Annotated in this window: 18 protein-coding genes and 1 pseudogene; 6 read left to right on the top strand and 13 right to left on the bottom strand. The window is 70.6% G+C overall.

Annotation, left to right across the window (positions count from 1 at the left end):
• The first annotated feature begins 75 nt into the window (after positions 1 to 75).
• From TN53_RS00665 to TN53_RS00650, 4 genes are read left to right on the top strand one after another with little or no spacing between them, the layout of a single operon-like run.
• A complete protein-coding gene (locus TN53_RS00665) occupies positions 76 to 1,047 on the top strand; it encodes an ABC transporter substrate-binding protein (RefSeq protein ID WP_046256273.1) in 972 nt (323 codons plus the stop codon).
• On the top strand, positions 1,044 to 1,817 hold the full coding sequence (locus tag TN53_RS00660) for an ABC transporter permease (RefSeq protein WP_046256272.1): 774 nt from the start codon (positions 1,044 to 1,046) through the stop codon (positions 1,815 to 1,817). Before TN53_RS00665 ends, TN53_RS00660 begins: the two co-directional genes overlap by 4 nt.
• Positions 1,781 to 2,593: an ABC transporter permease gene (locus TN53_RS00655; protein ID WP_420719064.1), complete on the top strand. Its 813-nt coding sequence runs from the start codon at positions 1,781 to 1,783 to the stop codon at positions 2,591 to 2,593. Before TN53_RS00660 ends, TN53_RS00655 begins: the two co-directional genes overlap by 37 nt.
• Before the next feature lie 20 nt (positions 2,594 to 2,613).
• Entirely contained in the window at positions 2,614 to 3,432 is an 819-nt protein-coding gene (locus tag TN53_RS00650; RefSeq protein WP_199924479.1) for an ABC transporter ATP-binding protein, read from the top strand.
• Here TN53_RS00650 and TN53_RS00645 read toward each other — a convergent pair.
• From TN53_RS00645 to TN53_RS00585, 13 genes and pseudogenes are all read right to left on the bottom strand, one after another.
• A pseudogene (locus TN53_RS00645) lies at positions 3,401 to 3,880 on the bottom strand (discoidin domain-containing protein); the annotation flags it as partial. The gene TN53_RS00650 and the pseudogene TN53_RS00645 overlap by 32 nt on opposite strands.
• A gap of 198 nt (positions 3,881 to 4,078) precedes the next feature.
• On the bottom strand, positions 4,079 to 5,662 hold the full coding sequence (locus TN53_RS00640; protein ID WP_046256269.1) for a glycoside hydrolase family 13 protein: 1,584 nt from the start codon (positions 5,660 to 5,662) through the stop codon (positions 4,079 to 4,081).
• A gap of 33 nt (positions 5,663 to 5,695) precedes the next feature.
• Positions 5,696 to 6,556, bottom strand: coding sequence for a carbohydrate ABC transporter permease (locus TN53_RS00635; protein WP_046256268.1), 861 nt, complete (start codon positions 6,554 to 6,556; stop codon positions 5,696 to 5,698).
• Complete coding sequence (locus TN53_RS00630; protein WP_046256267.1) at positions 6,553 to 7,512, bottom strand: carbohydrate ABC transporter permease; 960 nt, start codon at positions 7,510 to 7,512, stop codon at positions 6,553 to 6,555. Before TN53_RS00630 ends, TN53_RS00635 begins: the two co-directional genes overlap by 4 nt.
• A 5-nt stretch (positions 7,513 to 7,517) precedes the next feature.
• Complete coding sequence (locus TN53_RS00625) at positions 7,518 to 8,864, bottom strand: ABC transporter substrate-binding protein (protein ID WP_046256266.1); 1,347 nt, start codon at positions 8,862 to 8,864, stop codon at positions 7,518 to 7,520.
• A 146-nt stretch (positions 8,865 to 9,010) separates the two neighbouring features.
• On the bottom strand, positions 9,011 to 10,006 hold the full coding sequence (locus TN53_RS00620; RefSeq protein WP_199924478.1) for a LacI family DNA-binding transcriptional regulator: 996 nt from the start codon (positions 10,004 to 10,006) through the stop codon (positions 9,011 to 9,013).
• Between the two features lie 85 nt (positions 10,007 to 10,091).
• A complete protein-coding gene (locus TN53_RS00615) occupies positions 10,092 to 10,787 on the bottom strand; it encodes a GntR family transcriptional regulator (protein WP_046256264.1) in 696 nt (231 codons plus the stop codon).
• A 95-nt stretch (positions 10,788 to 10,882) separates the two neighbouring features.
• Positions 10,883 to 11,884: a proline racemase family protein gene (locus TN53_RS00610; RefSeq protein ID WP_046256263.1), complete on the bottom strand. Its 1,002-nt coding sequence runs from the start codon at positions 11,882 to 11,884 to the stop codon at positions 10,883 to 10,885.
• A 37-nt stretch (positions 11,885 to 11,921) separates the two neighbouring features.
• Positions 11,922 to 12,827 (bottom strand): dihydrodipicolinate synthase family protein, encoded by a 906-nt coding sequence (locus TN53_RS00605; protein ID WP_046256262.1) that lies wholly within the window; start codon positions 12,825 to 12,827, stop codon positions 11,922 to 11,924.
• 42 nt (positions 12,828 to 12,869) lie between these two features.
• Complete coding sequence (locus TN53_RS00600; protein WP_046256261.1) at positions 12,870 to 14,261, bottom strand: NAD(P)/FAD-dependent oxidoreductase; 1,392 nt, start codon at positions 14,259 to 14,261, stop codon at positions 12,870 to 12,872.
• Positions 14,254 to 14,556 (bottom strand): (2Fe-2S)-binding protein, encoded by a 303-nt coding sequence (locus TN53_RS00595; RefSeq protein ID WP_046256260.1) that lies wholly within the window; start codon positions 14,554 to 14,556, stop codon positions 14,254 to 14,256. Before TN53_RS00595 ends, TN53_RS00600 begins: the two co-directional genes overlap by 8 nt.
• Entirely contained in the window at positions 14,553 to 15,713 is a 1,161-nt protein-coding gene (locus TN53_RS00590) for an NAD(P)/FAD-dependent oxidoreductase (RefSeq protein ID WP_046256259.1), read from the bottom strand. Before TN53_RS00590 ends, TN53_RS00595 begins: the two co-directional genes overlap by 4 nt.
• 110 nt (positions 15,714 to 15,823) lie before the next feature.
• Complete coding sequence (locus TN53_RS00585; protein ID WP_046256258.1) at positions 15,824 to 16,483, bottom strand: hypothetical protein; 660 nt, start codon at positions 16,481 to 16,483, stop codon at positions 15,824 to 15,826.
• A gap of 237 nt (positions 16,484 to 16,720) precedes the next feature.
• On the opposite strand from TN53_RS00585, the gene TN53_RS00580 reads away from it, so the two are divergent.
• Together TN53_RS00580 and TN53_RS00575 are read left to right on the top strand one after the other, a co-directional pair.
• Positions 16,721 to 17,377 (top strand): helix-turn-helix domain-containing protein, encoded by a 657-nt coding sequence (locus TN53_RS00580; RefSeq protein WP_046256257.1) that lies wholly within the window; start codon positions 16,721 to 16,723, stop codon positions 17,375 to 17,377.
• A 32-nt stretch (positions 17,378 to 17,409) separates the two neighbouring features.
• The gene (locus tag TN53_RS00575) at positions 17,410 to 17,940 is read left to right on the top strand and encodes a hypothetical protein (RefSeq protein WP_046256256.1); all 531 of its coding nucleotides are present in this window, start codon (positions 17,410 to 17,412) and stop codon (positions 17,938 to 17,940) included.
• Positions 17,941 to 17,954: the final 14 nt, after the last annotated feature.

Genomic DNA, 17,954 nt, shown 5'->3' with positions numbered 1-17,954 from the left:
TACCTTTCGCACTGTGCACTATTGTGCGCTGTGCGCACACCCTGTCGGAACAATGAAGTCTGCACAGGAGGAGCCATGCGTCGTGTGCTCGCCGCTCTAGCGGCCGGAGCATTCCTGGTCACCGCGTCGGCCTGTGGCTCGTCCGGGGACAGTACGGGATCGGACAAGGCGTCGTCGTCCGGCGGCACCACCAAGGTCAAGGTCGGCGTGATCCCCATCGTCGACGTCGCCCCGCTCTATCTGGGGCAGGAGAAGGGCTTCTTCAAGAAGCAGGGTCTGGAGCTGGAGGTATCGCTCGCGCAGGGCGGCGCGGCGATCGTGCCCGCCGTCGCCAGCGGTCAGTACCAGTTCGGCTTCTCCAACTCGACCTCGCTGATGATCGCCCAGTCCAACAACGTGCCGGTGAAGGTCGTTTCCAACGGCATCGCCTCAACGGGCGTGCAGGGCAAGGACTTCGGTGCCCTCACCGTGAAGGGCGACAGCTCGATCAAGTCGGCCGACCAGGTGGAGGGCAAGAAGGTCGCGATCAACACCCTGAAGAACATCAACGAGACCGCGGTGCGCGAGTCGGTGCGCAAGGCGGGCGGCGACCCGGACAAGGTGAAGTTCGTCGAGCTCGCCTTCGACCAGATGCCGGCCGCCCTGGACAGCGGGCAGATCGACGCGGCCATGGTGGTCGAGCCGGCCCTCGCGACCGTGAAGAGCCAGGGCGCCCGGGAGATCGCCTCGCCCCTCGTGGACGTCGCCCCCGACCTCACCGTGGCCATGTACTTCACGTCGACGTCGTACGAGCAGCGGAACGCGGCCGTCGTGAAGAGGTTCCAGGCCGCCGTCGCCGAGTCGCTCGCCTACGCGGACGCCCACCCGGACGAGGCCCGCCAGATCGTCACCACGTACACGAAGATCCCGGCGGCCGTGCTGGCGAAGGTCACCCTGCCCGCCTGGCCGGCCGAACCGGACCGTGCCTCCCTCGACGCGCTGCAGAAGCTCGGCCAGGACGACGGCCTCTTCAAGACGGCACCCGACCTGGACAAGCTGCTGCCGTGAGGGGCCTCAACATCGCCCTCGGCGCCGCCGGACTCGCGGCCTTCCTCGCCCTGGGCGAGGCGGCGCCGCGGCTCGGCCTCGTCAAGGAGGCCTACTTCCCGCCGACCAGTCGCATCGCTGACGCCCTGGGCACCGAGCTCTCCGACGACACCTTCTGGACGGCGCTCGGAGACACCCTCACCGGCTGGGCGCTGGGCCTGGTCATCGCCTCGACGGCGGGCATCGTCCTCGGCGTCGCCATCGCGGTGGTGCCGTATCTGCGCGAGGCCACGGCCTCCACGATCGAGTTCCTGCGCCCGATCCCCTCGGTCGCCCTGATCCCCCTCGCGGTGCTGTTGTACGGCACCGAACTGCGCTCGGTGCTGTTGCTCGTCGTGTACGCCTCGTTCTGGCAGGTGCTGATCCAGGTCCTGTACGGCGTCCAGGACGTCGACCCGGTCGCCGAGGAGACGGCCCGGTCCTACGGTCTCGGTCCCTGGGCACGGGTCCGGCACGTCCTGTGGCCGACCGCGCTGCCGTACGTCATGACCGGCATCCGGCTGGCCGCCGCCGTCGCACTGATCCTCGCCATCACCGCCGAACTCGTCATCGGCGCACCGGGGTTGGGCGCCCGCATCGCGGTGGCGCAGAACTCCCAGGCGGTACCGGAGATGTACGCGCTGATCGTGGTGACCGGGGTTCTGGGGCTCCTCATCAACGTGGGCGCGCGTACCGTGGAGCGACGGGCCCTGGCATGGCATCAGTCGGTGCGCGGGGAGGTGGCGGTGTGAAGGGCGTTGTGCTGCGGCTGTTCTTCGTACTCGCGCTGCCCGCGCTGCTGTTCACGATCTGGTGGTTCGCGTCCGACGGCAGTACCGACGTGTTCTGGCCGCCCCTGCGGACCATCCTGCAGACCTTCCCGGACGTGTGGACGGGCGAGCGGTTCAAGAACGACGTGCTGCCCAGCGTGCTCCGGCTCTCGGCCGGGTACGCCGTGGCCGCCGTCGCGGGTGTCGCCATCGGCACGGTCATCGGCTCCTACCGGCGGGTGCGGGCGGTGTGCGAGCCGGTCCTGGAGTTCCTGCGGGCGGTGCCGCCGCCGGTCCTCGTTCCGGTCATCATGCTGTTCGCGGGCATCGACGACACGATGAAGATCGTCGTGATCGCCAGCGGCTCTGTCTGGCCGATCCTGCTCAACACCGTCGAGGGGGTGCGCGCGGTGGACTCCGTGATGACGGAGACGGCCCGCTCGTACGGCATCACGGGCATCGCCCGCCTCAAGGACGTGGTGCTGCGCTCGGCGAGTCCGCAGATCTTCGCGGGGCTGCGGCAGGCCCTGTCGATCGGCATCATCCTCATGGTCATCAGCGAGATGTTCGCGGCCAGCGACGGCCTCGGCTTCACCGTCGTGCAGTTCCAGCGCAGCTTCGCGGTCCCCGAGATGTGGACCGGAATCCTCGTCCTCGGTCTGCTCGGCTTCGTGCTCTCCGTCGTCTTCCAACTGGTCGAGCGGCGGGTCCTCGGCTGGTACCACGGACTGCGGGCCTCGACCCGGCGGTCCCCGTGACGCTCACGAAAGGGCGGTCCATGCAAGCACTCGTCGTATCCGGCCTGCAGAAGGTCTACGAGGGGTCCGGGCGCCGTGTGGAGGCGGTGCGCGACCTCACCTTCACCGTCGAGGCGGGCGAACTCGTCTGCCTGGTCGGCCCGTCGGGCTGCGGCAAGACGACGCTGCTGAAGTGCATGGGCGGCCTCCTTGAGCCGACCGGCGGTGAAGTCCTGCTGGCGGGCCGGAAGGTGAACGGCCCGCCGCCCGGCATGGCGTTCGTGTTCCAGGAGTACGGGCGCAGCCTGTTCCCCTGGAAGCGGGTCGGTGAGAACGTCGAACTTCCTCTGAAGCAGAAGGACTTGAGCAAGGCGCGACGCCGGGAGCTGGTCGCCGACGCGCTGGAGTCGGTGGGCCTCGCGGACGCCGCCGGGGCGTATCCCTGGCAGCTGTCCGGCGGCATGCAGCAGCGGGTGGCGATCGCCCGCGCGCTGGCGTACGAGCCCGAAGTGCTGCTGATGGACGAACCGTTCGCGGCCGTCGACGCCCAGACCCGCGCCGATCTGGAGGACCTGGTACGGCGGCTGTGGCGGGAGCGCGGCATCACCATCCTGTTCGTCACTCACGACATCGACGAGGCGGTGTACCTGGGCGAGCGGGTGATCGTGCTGTCGGCCTCCCCCACCGTCGTACAGGAACAGCTGAAGATCGATCTCCCCGACGAGCGCGACCAGTTGCACACACGGGTGGCCCCGCGCTTCGCCGAGCTCCGGACCCATGTGTACGAGCAGATCCAGGCGGCGAAGCGCGGGGCCCCGCAGGACGCGCTCACGAAGTCCGATACGCCTCCACCTCACTGAACTGCCCTGCGGGCCAGCCTGTGTTGGCACTCACGGACAGGCGCAGATAGCGAAGACTCGTACTGCCGGGAAGGGAGACGGTGGCCGTGTTGCCGGTGGCGGGGTCGAAGCGGTAGCCCGCGGACCCCACGACCGTGGCGTAGGTCGAGCCATCGGTGCTGCCCAGCACCGTGACGGTCTGCGTACGGGCGCCCCACGCGGAGGAGGGCGGCAGCTTCAGCACCAGCCGCCGTACGGCTTCCGTGGAGCCCAGGTCGACGGTCCAGGACTGCGGGAAGGCGCTGTTGGCGGACTCCCAGTAGCTGTTCGCGTCGCCGTCGACCGCCTTGCCCGGCGTGTAGACGTCCTGCGATCCGGTGGCGGTGGCCGGCCGGCTTCTGGCGAGGTTGCGGGCCGGGTCGGGGTCCGGGTTGCCCTGGCCGGGCTGCGGCCAGGTCGAGCAGTCCGCCGCGGCCACCGCACAGCCCGCCGGGTGAAGGGGAGCGTGGCACCAACGGCCGCGTGCGCGGTGGGCGCGGTGGCGGCGAGCAGCCCGGCGGAGAGGACCACCACCATAACGGCTGGCATGCCCCTGACAGTTCGGTTCATGTGCTGATCCCTTCGGAGTGGGGGTGCAAGGGAAATAGCGGAGTGCGTGCGGCCGGGCTCAGACGCGGAGCCAGACCGCGGTGTCCCTCGGCAGACTGCCGTCCGTATGCAGTGGACCGCTGGCGAGGAGCAGTTCGGTGTGGGCGGGCAGCTCGGCGGGAGCGTCGGCCAGGTTCACCACGCACAGGACGGTGGCGCCCCGGGTGAAGGCGAGGACACCCTCGGGTGCCGGGAGCCAGGCGAGCGGGCCGTCGCCGAGTGCGGGACGGAGGCGGATCGCCTCGCGGTAGAGGGCGAGCATGGAGGAGGGATCATCCTGCTGTCGGTCGACTGCATACGATGTCCAGTCGACTGGCTGCGGTAGCCACGGTGTCTCCCGCGAACCGAATCCCGCATACGGCGCCTCGGCCGTCCACGGCAGCGGCACCCGGCATCCGTCGCGCCCCGGATCGACGCCGCCCGACCGGAAGTGCATCGGATCTTGTATGCGGTCGACGGGAACCTCCGCCTCGGGCAGCCCCAGCTCCTCTCCCTGGTACACGTAGACCGCCCCGGGCAGCGACAGCGACAGCAGTGCGGCGGCGCGGGCGCGGCGGGTGCCCAGGGTGAGGTCGGTCGGGGTGCCGAAGGCCTTGGTGGCGAAGTCGAAGCCCGTGTCCGTTCGGCCGTAGCGCGTCACGGTCCGGGTGACGTCGTGGTTGCACAGGACCCAGGTCGCGGGTGCCCCCACCGGGGCGTGCTCGGCGAGCGTCTCGTCGATGGACCGGCGCAGTCGCCGCGCGTCCCAGGGGCAGGTCATGAACGAGAAGTTGAAGGCCGTGTGCAGTTCGTCGGGGCGCAGATAGCGGGCGAAGCGTTCGGTGTCGGGGAGCCAGACCTCGCCCACGAAGATGCCGTCGTGCTCGTCGGCGATCGCCCGCCAGGAGCGGTACACGGTGTGGAGTTCGTCCCGGTCGACGTACGGGTGCGGGTCGCGTCCCTCGACGAAGTCCGGCAGGCGGGGGTCCTTGACCAGGAGGGCGGCCGAGTCGATCCGCACGCCTGCGACGCCCCGCTCGAACCAGAAGCGCAGGATGTCCTCGTGCTCCTGGCGTACCGCGGGGTGGGCCCAGTTGAGGTCGGGCTGTTCGGGGGCGAAGAGATGCAGATACCAGTCGCCGTCGTCGAGGCGGCTCCAGGCCGGCCCGCCGAACTGCGACTGCCAGTCGTTGGGCGGGAGTTCGCCCTGCGGACCGCGCCCGCGCCGGAAGTGGAACAGTTCGCGTCCGGGTCCGCCGGCCAGGGCGGCGCGGAACCAGGCGTGCTGGTCGGAGACGTGGTTGGGGACGATGTCGACGATGACGCGGATGCCCAGTTCGCGGGCCTCGGCGATCAGCTTCTCGGCCTCGGCGAGGGTGCCGAAGGCCGGGTCGATCGCGCGGTAGTCGGCGACGTCGTAGCCGCCGTCCTTCATCGGGGACAGGTACCAGGGGCTGAACCACAGGGCGTCCACGCCGAGTTCGGCGAGATACGGCAGCCTGGCGCGGACGCCGGCGAGGTCACCGGTGCCGTCCGCGTCGCCGTCGGCGAAGCTGCGGACGTAGACCTGGTAGATGACGGCGGAGCGCCACCACTCCTTCGGCGCACGGGTGGGCTGTCCCACTGGGCTTCCCTTTCTGTGGACGGGGCGTCGGCGTCAGCCCTTGGTGCCGCCCGCGCTGATCCCGGCGATGATGTGCCGCTGGAAGACCAGGAACAGGGCGACCATCGGGATGCTGGCGATCACCATCGCGGCGATGAGCACGGTCAGCTGGATGTTCTGGGACAGCTGGACGAGTGCCACGCTGATGGGCTGTTTGTCGGTGTCGGAGAAGACCATCAATGGCCACAGGAAGTCCTGCCAGACGGCGACGAGCGCGAAGATCGACACCACCCCGAGGACCGGCCGTGACATCGGCAGCACGATCGACCGCAGGACGCGCAGCTTTCCGGCGCCGTCGATCTCCGCGGCCTCCAGGACGTCGCGCGGGATCTGGTCGAAGAACCGCTTGAGCAGGTAGAGGTTGAAGGCGTTGGCGACGGCCGGGAGCCAGATGGCGAGCGGGTCGTTGAGCAGGCCCAGGTCGGCCACGGTCAGGTATTTCGGCACCACCAGGGCCTGCGCCGGGACCATGAGGGTGGCCAGGATGCCGCCGAGGATCACCTTGCCGAAGACCGGGTGCAGCCTGGACAGCGCGTAGGCGGCGGCCGTGCACAGGACCAGCTGGAACGCCCAGGCGCCGGCCGCCTGGACCACCGTGTTCCACAGGTGCTGGGGCAGTTGCATCAGGTCCCAGGCGTCGCGGTAGCCGTCCGGGTGCCACCGCTCCGGGACGAGGGTGGGTGGCGTCCGCGCCACCTCGTCCGGGGACTTCACCGCGCCGGTGACCATCCAGTAGACGGGGAAGAGGAAGGCGAGCGTGAAGAGCAGGACGACGCCTGTGAAGACGCTCCAGTACAGGGCCCTGCCGCGGGGACGGGCCAGGGTCGCCGGGGAGACGAGGGTCCGGGTGCTCACGCGCCGTCCCCCTCTCCGGAGCGGGTCAGGCGCAGATACACGGCGGAGAAGGCCCCGAGCAGGATCAGGAGCATGACGCTCAGCGCGCAGGCGCCGCCGAAGTCGTTGTAGAGGAAGGCGTACTTGTAGATGAGGTAGAGGACGGTGACGGTGGCGTTCTCGGGGCCGCCGCCGGTGATGACGAACGGTTCGGTGAAGACCTTCATCGTCGCGATGATCTGAAGGAGCATCAGCATGAGGATGACGAAGCGGGTCTGAGGGATCGTCACATGACGGACGCGCTGGAGGAGGCTCGCGCCGTCCAGCTCGGCGGCCTCGTACAGCTCGCCTGGGATGGACTGGAGCGCGGCCAGGTAGATCAGGACGGTGCCACCCATGTTGGCCCAAGTGGCCACGACGACCAGGGAGATGAGGGCCGTGTCCGCCCCGTTGGACCAGATCGAGGTGGGCAGGTGCAGAAACCGCAGCGCCTCGTTGGCGAGGCCGGCCCCGGGGTCGTAGAACCACTTCCACAGCAGGGCGCTGACGACCGGCGGGATCATCACAGGCAGATAGACCACGACTCGGAAGAAGGCCTTCGCGTGTCTCAACTCGTTGAGCACCAGGGCCAGTACGAAGGGGATCGCGAAGCCGATCAACAGGGCCAGCACGGTGAAGGTGAGGGTGTTGCGCCAGGCTGCCGTGAACTCCGGGTCGTGCCACACACGGCTGAAGTTGTCGGTGCCGACCCATTCGGGTGACGAGCCCGGCGTGTACTTCTGGAAGGCGATCACGATGGCGCGGAGCGCCGGGTACCAGGAGAACACGGCGAAGCAGAGGAGGCCGCCGAGGAGGAAGGCGTGGGCGCGGAGCTGGTCGGTGAGGCGGCGCCGCCTCCGGTCCCCTGCCGGGGGCGGCGCCTGGACCGGTCGTACGGGGATCGTTTCGACCGGTCGCCGATGGGCCGTCCTGGTCATCGGGGTCAGCCCCGGGCCAGGATGCCGTCGATCTTCGCGGAGGCGTCCTTCAGGAGCCCGTCGATGTCGGCGTCCTTCTTGGTGAGGACGGCGGAGACGGCGCCGTCGAGGACGGAGTAGATCTGCTGGGCGTGCGGTGGCTCGATCTTCATGTCGAGATCCTGGTTGCCGTCGAGGAAGGCCTGGTAGTTCTCCACCGGGACATTGGCGTTGGCCTTCTTGACCTGCTGGTCCTTGGTGTCGGCGGCGCCCGTGAACAGACGCGGTTCGGGGAGGCCGACCGGGGCGTCGTTCTTCTTGGCGCGGGCGTAGTCGCCGAGGAAGCCGTCTGCGGGGGTGAGGAACATGTGGTCGAGCCACTTCAGTCCGGCGCGGATCTGGGCGGGGCTCGCCTTCTTGCTGAACATGTAGCCGTCGCCGCCGATGAGCGTGCCCTGTCCGCCGGGCATGGGGGCGAGGGCGAGGTCCTGATACGCGCCGCCCTTCTCCTTCACCAGGATCGGGATGTTGTCGGGCGCCGAGAGATACATGCCGAGCTTGCCCGAACCCATCATCTGCTGGACGTCGTTGATGACGAGGAGCTGCTTGCTGCCCATCGAGTCGTCGCTCCAGCGCATGTCGTGCAGGTTCTGGAGGACGGCCCGGCCCTCGGGGGTGTCGACGGTGGCCTTCTTGCCGTCGTCGCTCACGACGTCGCCGCCCTGGGAGTACAGCTCGGCGGTGAAGTGCCAACCGCCCTGGTTCTGGGCGCTGTAGTCGGCGTAGCCGACGGTGCCGTCGCCGAGGGCGGCGATCTCCTTGGCGGCGGCACGGAGTTCGTCCCAGGTGGCCGGGGGCCGGTCGGGGTCGAGGTCCGCCTTCTCGAACAGAGCGCGGTTGTAGATCAGCCCCATGGAGTAGCCGGTGCGCGGGATCCCGTAGACCTTGCCGTCGACCGTGTACACGTCCCTCAGCTGCTGCTGGATGGTGTCGTAGCTCTTCAACTCCTTGACGTACGACGTCAGATCAGCGGCCTGGTCGATGTCGACGACGTGCTTGGCGTCGGTGAAGTACGTGTAGAAGACGTCCTCCATCTGCCCGCCGGCGAGCTTGGCGTCGAAGGTCTTCGGGTCCTGGCAGGGGAAGGCGTCGTGGGCGACGACGTCGATGTCCGGGTTCTGCTTCTCGAAGGCGGCGACGTCCTCCTCGAAGAACGCCCGGTCGACCTTGGCGCTCTTGGGCGGCATGCAGTTGACCGTGATGCGGGTCTTGCCGCTTCCCGAGTCGTCGTCCGACCCGCAGGCGGAGGCGGTGAGGACGAGGGAGCAGATGCTGAGCGCGACGAACGTACGGCGGAACCCGGTGCTTCTCATCGGTGGACCCCTCTGGGCATGAGCAAGGAGGGCACGGCGACGGGCGGAGCAAGCCCGCCGTGCTGGCGCCGCACACTCAAGCACCGGCGACATCCGTCCGCAAGATGTCGCGCAGAATATGGAATTATTCGACAGACGGGTGGATCTCAGCTACGCGGCGCCTGGGCCGTGGAGCCCCGGACCACCAGTTCCGGCTCGAAGAGCAACTCCTCCGGGGTCACGGAACCGCCGCCGATCTGCGTGTTCAGCAGTTCCACGGCCGCCCGGCCCATGGCCTCGATAGGTTGGCGGACCGTGGTCAGCGGGGGTTCCGTGCAGTTCATGAACGCGGAGTCGTCGTAGCCGACGACCGACACCTGCGCGGGGACCCGGAGTCCCTTGCGGCGGGCGGCCCGGACCGCGCCGAGGGCGAGCGGGTCGCTGGCGCAGATGATCCCGGTGACCCCCCGGTCGATCAGCCGGGCGGCGGCGGCGTGACCGCCCTCGATGGAGAACATGGCCCGGGCGACATGCTCGTCGGGGAGCTCCCCCAGACCGCGGGCGGCGGCGAGCTTGCGCGCCGACGGCACATGGTCGTCGGGTCCCAGCACCAGCCCGATGCGCTCATGGCCCAGCGAGGCGAGATGGCGCCAGGCCTGCTCGACGGCGACCGTGTCGTCGCAGGACACCCCGGGGAAGCCGAGGTCGGCGATGGACGCGTTGACGAGGACGACCGGGATGTTGCGGTCGGCGAGCAGCCGGTAGTGGTCGTGCGGGGCGTCGGCCTGGGCGTACAGGCCACCGGCGAAGACGACGCCGGAGACCTGCTGCTGGAGCAGCAGCGCCACGTAGTCCGCCTCGGAGACGCCGCCCTTGGTCTGCGTGCACAGCACCGGGGTCAGGCCGAGCTGGGCCAGCGCCCCGCCGATGACCTCGGCGAACGCGGGGAAGATCGGGTTCTGCAGCTCGGGCAGCACCAGGCCCACGAGCCGCGCGCGCTCCCCGCGCAGCTGCGTGGGCCTCTCGTAGCCGAGCACGTCCAGGGCGCTCAGCACCGCCTGCCGGGTGACCGCGGAGACTCCGGGCTTGCCGTTGAGCACCCGGCTGACCGTGGCCTCGCTGACCCCGACCTTCTTCGCCACCTCGGCAAGTCGTCGCGTCATGCGCGCAAGAATAGCGCAAGAAACGCAAATGGCTTGCGTACCAGTGGGCCGCTCTTGCGCGCTTTCCGGTCGCGCCGGAGCGCCGCTACTTCGCCGCCCACAGACCGCGGACGTGCCCGAGGTGACGTGCCATCACTGTGCGCGTCGCCTGCTCGTCGCGTGCGATCAGTGCGTCGATGAGTTCGAGGTGCTCCTCGGCGGAGGCCAGCAGACGGCCGGCCTCGACCAGTGCCGTGAGCCCGTAGAGGCGGGACCGCTTGCGCAGGTCGCCGACGACCTCGACGAGATGGGCGTTGCCGGCGAGGGCGAGCAGGCCCAGGTGGAAGCGGGTGTCGGCCTCGACGTACGCCACGAGGTCGCCGGCCGCCGCGGCCTGCACGATCTCCCGGGCCGCCGGACGCAGCGCCTCCAGCGAGACCGGGTCGGCGGTCCTGGCCAGCTCCGTCACCGTGGGAATCTCGATGAGCGCACGGATGTGGGTGTACTCGTCGAGTTGTCTGTCGGAGACGGCGGTGACCCGGAACCCCCTGTTGGGGACGGTGTCGACCAGGCCCTCCTTGGCCAGGTCCAGCATCGCCTCGCGCACCGGCGTCGCCGAGACACCGAAGCGGGCGGCGAGGGTCGGCGCCGAGTACACCTCGCCGGGCAGCAGTTCACCGGCGACCAGTGCGGCCCGCAGGGCGTCGGCGACGCGTTCCCGGTAGCTGCTCTTCTTGCCGCCGAGAACGGGCAGGGCCGGGGCGGTGGCAGGGGTGGGGGCGCTGGTGCGCTGGGCAGCCATGAGGGCGACTCTCCTAGTGGTGCAATGTCACGCGACATCGTCATTATCGGCCTCCGGGGAACCTGCCAGGACGCCAAGGGCGCCTGGGGGAACGCCTAGAGGACGAACCCGGCCGGGAAGGGGTCGGTCGGGTCGAGCAGGTACTGGGCGGTGGCCGTGATCCAGGCCCGGCCGGTGAAGCTGGGCAGGACGGCGGGGACGCCGGCGACCTCGGTGGTGCCGAGGAGGCGGCCGGTGAACTGTGTCCCGATGAAGGACTCGTTCACGAACTCGGTGTTCAGGGGGAGTTCGCCGCGCGCGTGGAGCTGGGCCATGCGCGCGCTGGTGCCGGTGCCGCAGGGGGAACGGTCGAACCAGCCGGGGTGGATCGCCATCGCGTGCCGGGAGCGCCGGGCACTGGCGCCGGGGGCGTACAGGTGGACGTGGTGACAGCCGCGGATCGAGGGGTCCTCCGGGTGGACGGGCTCCTCCTCGGCGTTGATCGCCTCCATGAGGGAGAGGCCGGCCCGGAGGATGTCGTCCTTGCGGGAGCGGTCGAAGGGCAGCCCGAACTCCTCCAGCGGCAGGATGGCGTAGAAGTTGCCGCCGTATGCCAGGTCATATGTCACCGTGCGCCCGTCGGCGAGTGTGATCTTGCGGTCGAGGCCGGCGGAGAAGGACGGCACGTTCTTGAGCGTGACCGTCTTCGCGGCGCCGTCCTCGACCTCGACGTCGGCGACGACGAGGCCCGCCGGGGTGTCGAGCCGGATGGTGGTGACCGGCTCGACGACCTCGACCATGCCGGTCTCCACCAGGACGGTGGCCACCCCGATGGTGCCGTGTCCGCACATCGGCAGATAGCCGGAGACCTCGATGTAGATGACGCCCCAGTCGCAGTCCGGGCGGGTGGGCGGCTGGAGGATGGCGCCGCTCATCGCCGAGTGGCCCCGGGGTTCGTTCATCAGGAGCTGCTTGATGTCGTCGCGGTGCTCACGGAAGTACAGCCGCCGCTCGTTCATGGTCGCGCCGGGGATCGTGCCGATGCCGCCGGTGATCACGCGGGTGGGCATGCCCTCGGTGTGCGAGTCGACGGCGTGCAGGACGAGTTTGCTGCGCATGACGCTCCTGGTGAACCTGGGGGATCCGACGGGACGGTCAGGCGAGTCCGGCGGCGACCGCCCGCTCGGTGGCCGCGCGCACCGCGGCCTCCTGCTCGGGCAGCAGCGGGACGCGGGGCGGACGGACGGGGCCGCCGTGCCGGCCGACGATGTCCATGGACAGCTTGATGGACTGGACGAACTCGACCTTGGAGTCCCAGCGCAGCAGCGGGTGCAGCTGCTCGTACAGCTTCTTCGCGGTGGCCAGGTCGCCCGCGACGGCCGCCCGGTAGAGCTCCACGCTCGCGCGGGGCAGCGCGTTCGGGTAGCCCGCCACCCAGCCCTTGGCACCGGCGATCGCCAGCTCCAGGAGGACGTCGTCGGCGCCGATCAACAGGTCGAGGCCGGGGGCGAGTTCGGCGATCCGGTACGCGCGGCGAACGTCGCCGGAGAACTCCTTGACCGCGTGGATGTGGCCCTCGGCGTGCAGCTTCGCCAGCAGCTCCGGGACCAGGTCGACCTTGGTGTCGATGGGGTTGTTGTACGCCACGACCGGGACGCCCGCCTTCGCGACCTCGGCGTAGTGGGCCAGCACGGACCGCTCGTCGGCGCGGTAGGCGTTGGGCGGCAGCAGCATCACGGCGGCGCAGCCGGCGTCCCTGGCCTGCTCGGCCCAGCGGCGGGCCTCGGCGGAGCCGTAGGCGGCGACACCCGGCATCACGCGCTCCCCGCCGACGGCAGCCACGGCGGTCTCGACGACTTCGGCCCGCTCCTCGGGGGTGAGGACCTGGTACTCGCCGAGGGACCCGTTCGGTACGACGCCGTCGCAGCCGTTCTCGACCAGCCAGACGCAGTGCTCGGCGAACTTGTCGTGGTTGACGCAGAGGTCGTCGTTCAGCGGGAGGGCGGTGGCGACGAGGACGCCGCGCCAGGGGCGGCTGCCGGTGTTCTCGGTGCTGGTCATCTGGGATCCCGTCTCATCAATAGGGTGTGACATTGTACTGACTCAGCCGTGCTCGGGCTCGGCGGCCAGGACGCCGAGGGGTACGGGTCCGGCGAACGGCCGACGCGTCGGCGTGAGCGCGCACCCGGCGAGCCCCGCGACCGCGGGTCCGCACACCCGCCCCTGACACCAGCCCATCCCGGCGCGCGTCAGCAGCTTCACGGTCCGTACGTCCCCGGCGCCCAGCTCGTCGACGGCCTCGCGGATCGCACCCCCGGTGACCTCCTCGCAGCGGCAGACGACGGTGTCGTCGGTGATCTGCTCGCTCCAGTGGGCGGGCGGTGCGTGGACGGCGTCGAGCGCGGCGAAGAAGGCGCGCAGCCGGGTACGGGTCCTCGCGGTCGCGGCCCAGTCGCGCGCGCGGGGCTCGATGCCGTGCAGGCGCGCCGCGATCGACCGGCCGGCGATGTGTCCCTCGGCGAGGGAGAGGGCGGAGCCGCCGATGCCGGTGGTCTCGCCCGCGGCCCAGACACCGGGGACGTCGGTGCGCTGCTCGTCGTCGACGTGCACGTCCATCCCGTCGAGCCGGCAGCCCAGCGTCTCCGCGAGATCGGTGTGCGGAAGCATGCCGTGCCCCACGGCGAGGGTGTCGCAGACGATACGGCGCTCGGTGCCGGACCTGACCCGCCCGTCGGCGTCGAGCGCGGCGACGGTCACCGCCTCCAGGCCTCGCGCACCGTGGGCCTCTACGACGGTGTGGCGGACGAGGGTGCGCACCCGGTGCCGGAGCAACTGGGCCGCGTACCGGGCGCCTTCGGCGACTTTGCCGGGCTGGACCGCCAGGGCGCGGGTCCGCCGCACGAAGTCCTTCGGGTCGGCGGACTCGACCAGCGCGGCCACCTCCACGCCGGCCGCGGCGAGACCCGTCGCGACGGGAAGCAGCAGCGGGCCGGTGCCGGCGACCACGGCGATACGTCCGGACACGGCGAGGGTGCCCTTGAGCATGGCCTGGGCGCCGCCCGCGGTGATGACACCGGGCAGGGTCCAGCCGGGGAACGGCAGGACCTTCTCGTAGCCGCCGGTGGCGAGGAGAACGGCGTCGGCGCGGACCGCGACGGGGTGCTCCTGCTCGGGGCCGAGCAGGGCGTGCACGGTGAAGCCGACGTCCTGCCGCTCGACGAACCACACATGATGGTCCGTCAAGTGCCGTACGGCACCTGCCTGTACGTGGGTTCGCAGTCCGTCCCTCAGCCGCTCCCAGGTGCGCCACCGGTGGTGCAGGGCCTGCGGGCGGCGAGCCCCGAGGCCCGCGGCGGGCCGGCGGTAGAACTGTCCGCCGGCTTCCGTGGCCGAGTCGATCAAGGTGACCCGTACGCCCCGGGAAGCGGCGGCGCCGGTGGCGGCGAGCCCGGCGGGGCCCGCGCCGATCACCGCGAGGTGCGGCCGGTCAGTCATCGTGGCCCGTCCCCTCCTGCGTACGGATCGCGTCGCCCGGGTGCAACGGCACCAGGCAAGCCCGCCGGTTGGGACGGTCGTTGACGGTCACCAGGCAGTCGAAGCAGACGCCGATGCCGCAGAAGACACCGCGCGGCCGGCCCTCTTGGCGGGTGGTGCGCCAGGAGGTGACACCGGCGGCCCAGAGCGCTGCGGCGACGGTCTGTCCGGGCAGCGCCTCGATCTCGCGGCCGTCGAGGGTGACCGTGAAGGCCGGGCCCGGCCGGGCGTCGGCCAGTTCGAGCGGGGATCTCACGCGGTCTCCTCCACGGGGGCCGGGAAGCGGTCGGGTCGGAACGGCGTCAGGTCCAGCTCGGGCGTCTTCGCGGTCAGCGCCTGGGCGATCAACTGCCCGGTGCCGGTGGCCAGTCCGATGCCCGCGCCCTCGTGCCCGCAGGCGTGGTGCAGACCGGGGACGCGCGGGTCGGGGCCGATGGCGGGGAGGTGGTCGGGCATGTACGGGCGGAATCCGAGGTAGGCGCGCATCGCCCGGACGTCCGTGAGGAACGGGAACAGCCGGGTCGCGCCCGCCGCCAGGGCTCGCATGACCGGCAGCGAGAACGACCGGTCGAAGCCGACCCGTTCCCGGCTCGCGCCGATCAACACGGGCCCCGCGGCCGTCCCTTCCACGACCGGCGAGGTCTGCAGCGCGGCCGAGTCGCTGGCCACGTCGGCCACGTAGTCGGCGGCGTACACCTTGTGCCGGACCATCCGCGGGAGGGGTTCGGTGACCAGGACGAACCCGCGCCGCGGAAGGACGGGGAGGCGGGTTCCCGCGAGCTCGGCCAGTTCGGCACCCCAGGTGCCGGCCGCGTTGACGACCGCCGGGGCATCGATGTCGCCCCGGCCCGTGCGGACGCCGCACACCGCGCCGTCCGGGGTGAGGAGTACGTCCGTGACGCTCCGGCCGGTGAACAGCCGCGCTCCGGAGGCGCGGACCAGGTGGGCGGCGGCCAGCGCGGGCATGACCTGGCAGTCCTGCGGATACAGCACCCCGCCGGGCAGACCGGGGGCGAGGTGCGGTTCGAGGTCGTACAGTCCGTCTCCTACGACGGTTTCGGCGACGACCCCGGCGGCGCGCTGTGTGTCGGCGAACCGCTCGAGCGCGGCGAGCCCGTCCGGCGTCGAGGCGACGACCACACCGCCCTTGGCCTCGTACTCGACGGCCTCCCCCAACTCCTCGGCGAGGTCCGCCCACAGGCGCCCCGACAACAGGGCCAGGTCCAGCTCCGGGCCGGGTTCCTTGTCCGAGACGAGGAGGTTCCCCTCGCCGGCTCCGGTCGTGCCGCCGGCCACCGGGCCACGGTCCACCAGGATCACGTCGAGACCCGCCCGGGCCGCGTACAGGGCGCAGGCCGCGCCCACCATTCCGGCTCCGACGACCACGACATCGCAGGTCAGTCGCTTGCTCACCACAGTACTATGTCACATACTTCTCTATCTGGGGTATGTCACCACGCTGAGCGACGCAATCGGGATGACGTAGAGCGGGAGGGACGGGAACGCCAGGGCGGCCCCCGTACTCACTCCGCCGCGGGGACGACCGTCAGGTGGCCGGCGGCACGGCGTGCGCCGCGGGGCCTGGTCGACGCGGGACGCGATTCGCGCAGTACCAGGGTCAGTCGGGCGTAGCCCAGCTCCCGGAGGGTGGAGGACGTCTCGTCGACGACACGGCAGTCGGTGGCGCCCCAGCGCGGGTCGGGGTGCAGGACCGGGCGGACCCCCCCGTCGTGGGCGAAGGCCCGCTCGCCGACCGCGCGGATCCAGTGCGGCAGACCGTGCCGGTAGGCGGCCTCCATGATGGGGTCCTGGGCGATGTCCCGGCGGATCGACTGCAGCCCCTGGTCATGGCCGTTGCGCTCCACGGCGGCCGCGAAGCGGGCGAGCATCGGCAGGCACCAACTGGACTCGTGCTCACCGAGAACCGTGCCCGCGTCCGGGTGGAACAGGACGAACCTGAGGAAGTTGTCGTCGGGCATGGCGGTGGGGTGCGGGCCCACACCACGGAAAAGTGTCTCGAAAGCAGTGTTCGACAGCACGACGTCCCACCGGTGGTCGAGAACGACCGAGGGGAAGGGGACCGCTTCCAGGAGGGTGGCGTAGTCCTGCAGATACGCCCGGGCCTCAAGACTCTCGGGGACGGGCCGCGGCTCCGGCCGCTGCCCTCCTGCCTGTTGTGCCATCGGGAGGTCACCCCTCTTGCCTATGCGGCCTTCACGCGGCGCCCTGATCCTGCTGCCCGGGCGCGAGGCGTGTCAACTATCGTGGCATTTCGTGCCGGTTGACGGCTGAAATTGGCCACAGTTGTGGCGAGACCTGGATGTAAGTTCGAACGAGGGGCTACTCTCCCGGGAGTTCACGGCAACCGCTTGTGATGATCTTCTTGTGAGAAGCCCGTGAGAGACGTAGGAGATCTGTCGGTGACGGATGGCTTCGCGAATCCGGCCGCCGTGGTGACGGCCGCGCTGCCGGGCGTCGTCGCCCGGGTCACCGCGCTCGCCGACCGGCTCGGCGTGCCGCACGCGGAGGTCTTCCACACCGGCCGCCTGTCGGTGGCCTCCGGCGTCCCCGAGCCCGTGGTCAAGTCCCTGCTCAGCGGCCGCCCCGCGGGCGAACCCGACGTACAGGCCCGATTCCTGCAGCGTCTGGACCTGCTGCGCCGCACCCGGCTCAAGCCCAACGGCCGCAAGTACACCCAGCAGGAGATCGCCGACGGCGCCTTCATGTCACGGCAGCAGGCGGGTGCCCTCATCAACGGCGACCGGCGTCCCACCATGGAGCACTGCGACGCCATCCAGCGTTTCTTCCGCGTGCACGCCGGTTTCCTGACGGCCGAGGACCCCGAGGCGCTCGCCGGGGCCCTGCAGCGCACGGAGCAGGAGCTTCTGCAGAAGCTGGCCGACCGTGAGAAGGAGGCGACGGCGGCGGCAGGCGATCCGCTGGAACGGCTTCTGCAGGACCACGGCGTCCGCGGGATCGCCTGGCGGGCCGCGCAGCTGCCCACCGACCAGCACCGCGACAAGGTCGCCGAATGGCTGGACATGCTCCTGGAGAGCGTCAAACGGCCCGAGTCGTGAGCCGGGGGATAACTGTGGGCATCGGTAGGGAAATGCGCCGCCTGTGCGCCGAGCTGGTAGCGGAACTCACCCTCCCCGCACCGGCGCGTCCGGTGGACCTGTACACCGGACTCTGCGCGGCGATGAGCCGGCGCCGCGGCCGCCCGGTCCACTTCCGTACGGCCGCGTTCCCGCCCGACACCGCGAGCGGACTGTGGCTCGACATGGCCGACCAGGACCTCGTCGTCGTGGAGGAACGCACCGCTCCCGGCCACCAGTTGGTCATCCTCGGCCATGAGCTGTGGCACATGAAGGCCGGGCACTGCAGTCACCATGTCGAGGGCGCCGCGGTCGCGGCCCGCATGCTCAGCGACGACGCCGACCTGCGAGCCACCGTCCTGAAGGTCGCCGCCCGCAGCCGCTTCGACCAGGCCGACGAGAAGGAGGCCGAACGCTTCGGCCTGCTGCTCGCCAGCAAGTGCCTGACCTGGCTCGACGGTTCGCCGACCCGGGGGCCGGTGCAGCGCGACCGCCTGGCCGGCCGTATCGAGGCGTCGCTGGGTTACCTCGGTCCGCAGAGCTGACCGGCACCGCCGCC

Origin of the sequence: Streptomyces sp. WM6386, from assembly GCF_000972385.1 — a bacterium.
In the GTDB taxonomy this organism is placed as follows: Bacteria; Actinomycetota; Actinomycetes; order Streptomycetales; family Streptomycetaceae; genus Streptomyces.
Note: the sequence above shows the minus strand (reverse complement) of the source record. Positions and strands in the feature narration are given on the sequence as shown.

What these genes read in the sequence shown, in the direction of transcription:
- TN53_RS00615 (WP_046256264.1), bottom strand. Translation starts at nt 10,787, where the DNA reads ATGGCTGCCCAGCGCACCAGCGCCCCCACCCCTGCCACCGCCCCGGCC.
- TN53_RS00610 (WP_046256263.1), bottom strand. Translation starts at nt 11,884, where the DNA reads ATGCGCAGCAAACTCGTCCTGCACGCCGTCGACTCGCACACCGAGGGC.
- TN53_RS00605 (WP_046256262.1), bottom strand. Translation starts at nt 12,827, where the DNA reads ATGACCAGCACCGAGAACACCGGCAGCCGCCCCTGGCGCGGCGTCCTC.
- TN53_RS00650 (WP_199924479.1), top strand. Translation starts at nt 2,614, where the DNA reads ATGCAAGCACTCGTCGTATCCGGCCTGCAGAAGGTCTACGAGGGGTCC.
- TN53_RS00665 (WP_046256273.1), top strand. Translation starts at nt 76, where the DNA reads ATGCGTCGTGTGCTCGCCGCTCTAGCGGCCGGAGCATTCCTGGTCACC.
- TN53_RS00630 (WP_046256267.1), bottom strand. Translation starts at nt 7,512, where the DNA reads ATGACCAGGACGGCCCATCGGCGACCGGTCGAAACGATCCCCGTACGA.
- TN53_RS00585 (WP_046256258.1), bottom strand. Translation starts at nt 16,483, where the DNA reads ATGGCACAACAGGCAGGAGGGCAGCGGCCGGAGCCGCGGCCCGTCCCC.
- TN53_RS00655 (WP_420719064.1), top strand. Translation starts at nt 1,781, where the DNA reads ATGGCATCAGTCGGTGCGCGGGGAGGTGGCGGTGTGAAGGGCGTTGTG.
- TN53_RS00575 (WP_046256256.1), top strand. Translation starts at nt 17,410, where the DNA reads ATGCGCCGCCTGTGCGCCGAGCTGGTAGCGGAACTCACCCTCCCCGCA.
- TN53_RS00620 (WP_199924478.1), bottom strand. Translation starts at nt 10,006, where the DNA reads ATGACGCGACGACTTGCCGAGGTGGCGAAGAAGGTCGGGGTCAGCGAG.
- TN53_RS00600 (WP_046256261.1), bottom strand. Translation starts at nt 14,261, where the DNA reads ATGACTGACCGGCCGCACCTCGCGGTGATCGGCGCGGGCCCCGCCGGG.
- TN53_RS00625 (WP_046256266.1), bottom strand. Translation starts at nt 8,864, where the DNA reads ATGAGAAGCACCGGGTTCCGCCGTACGTTCGTCGCGCTCAGCATCTGC.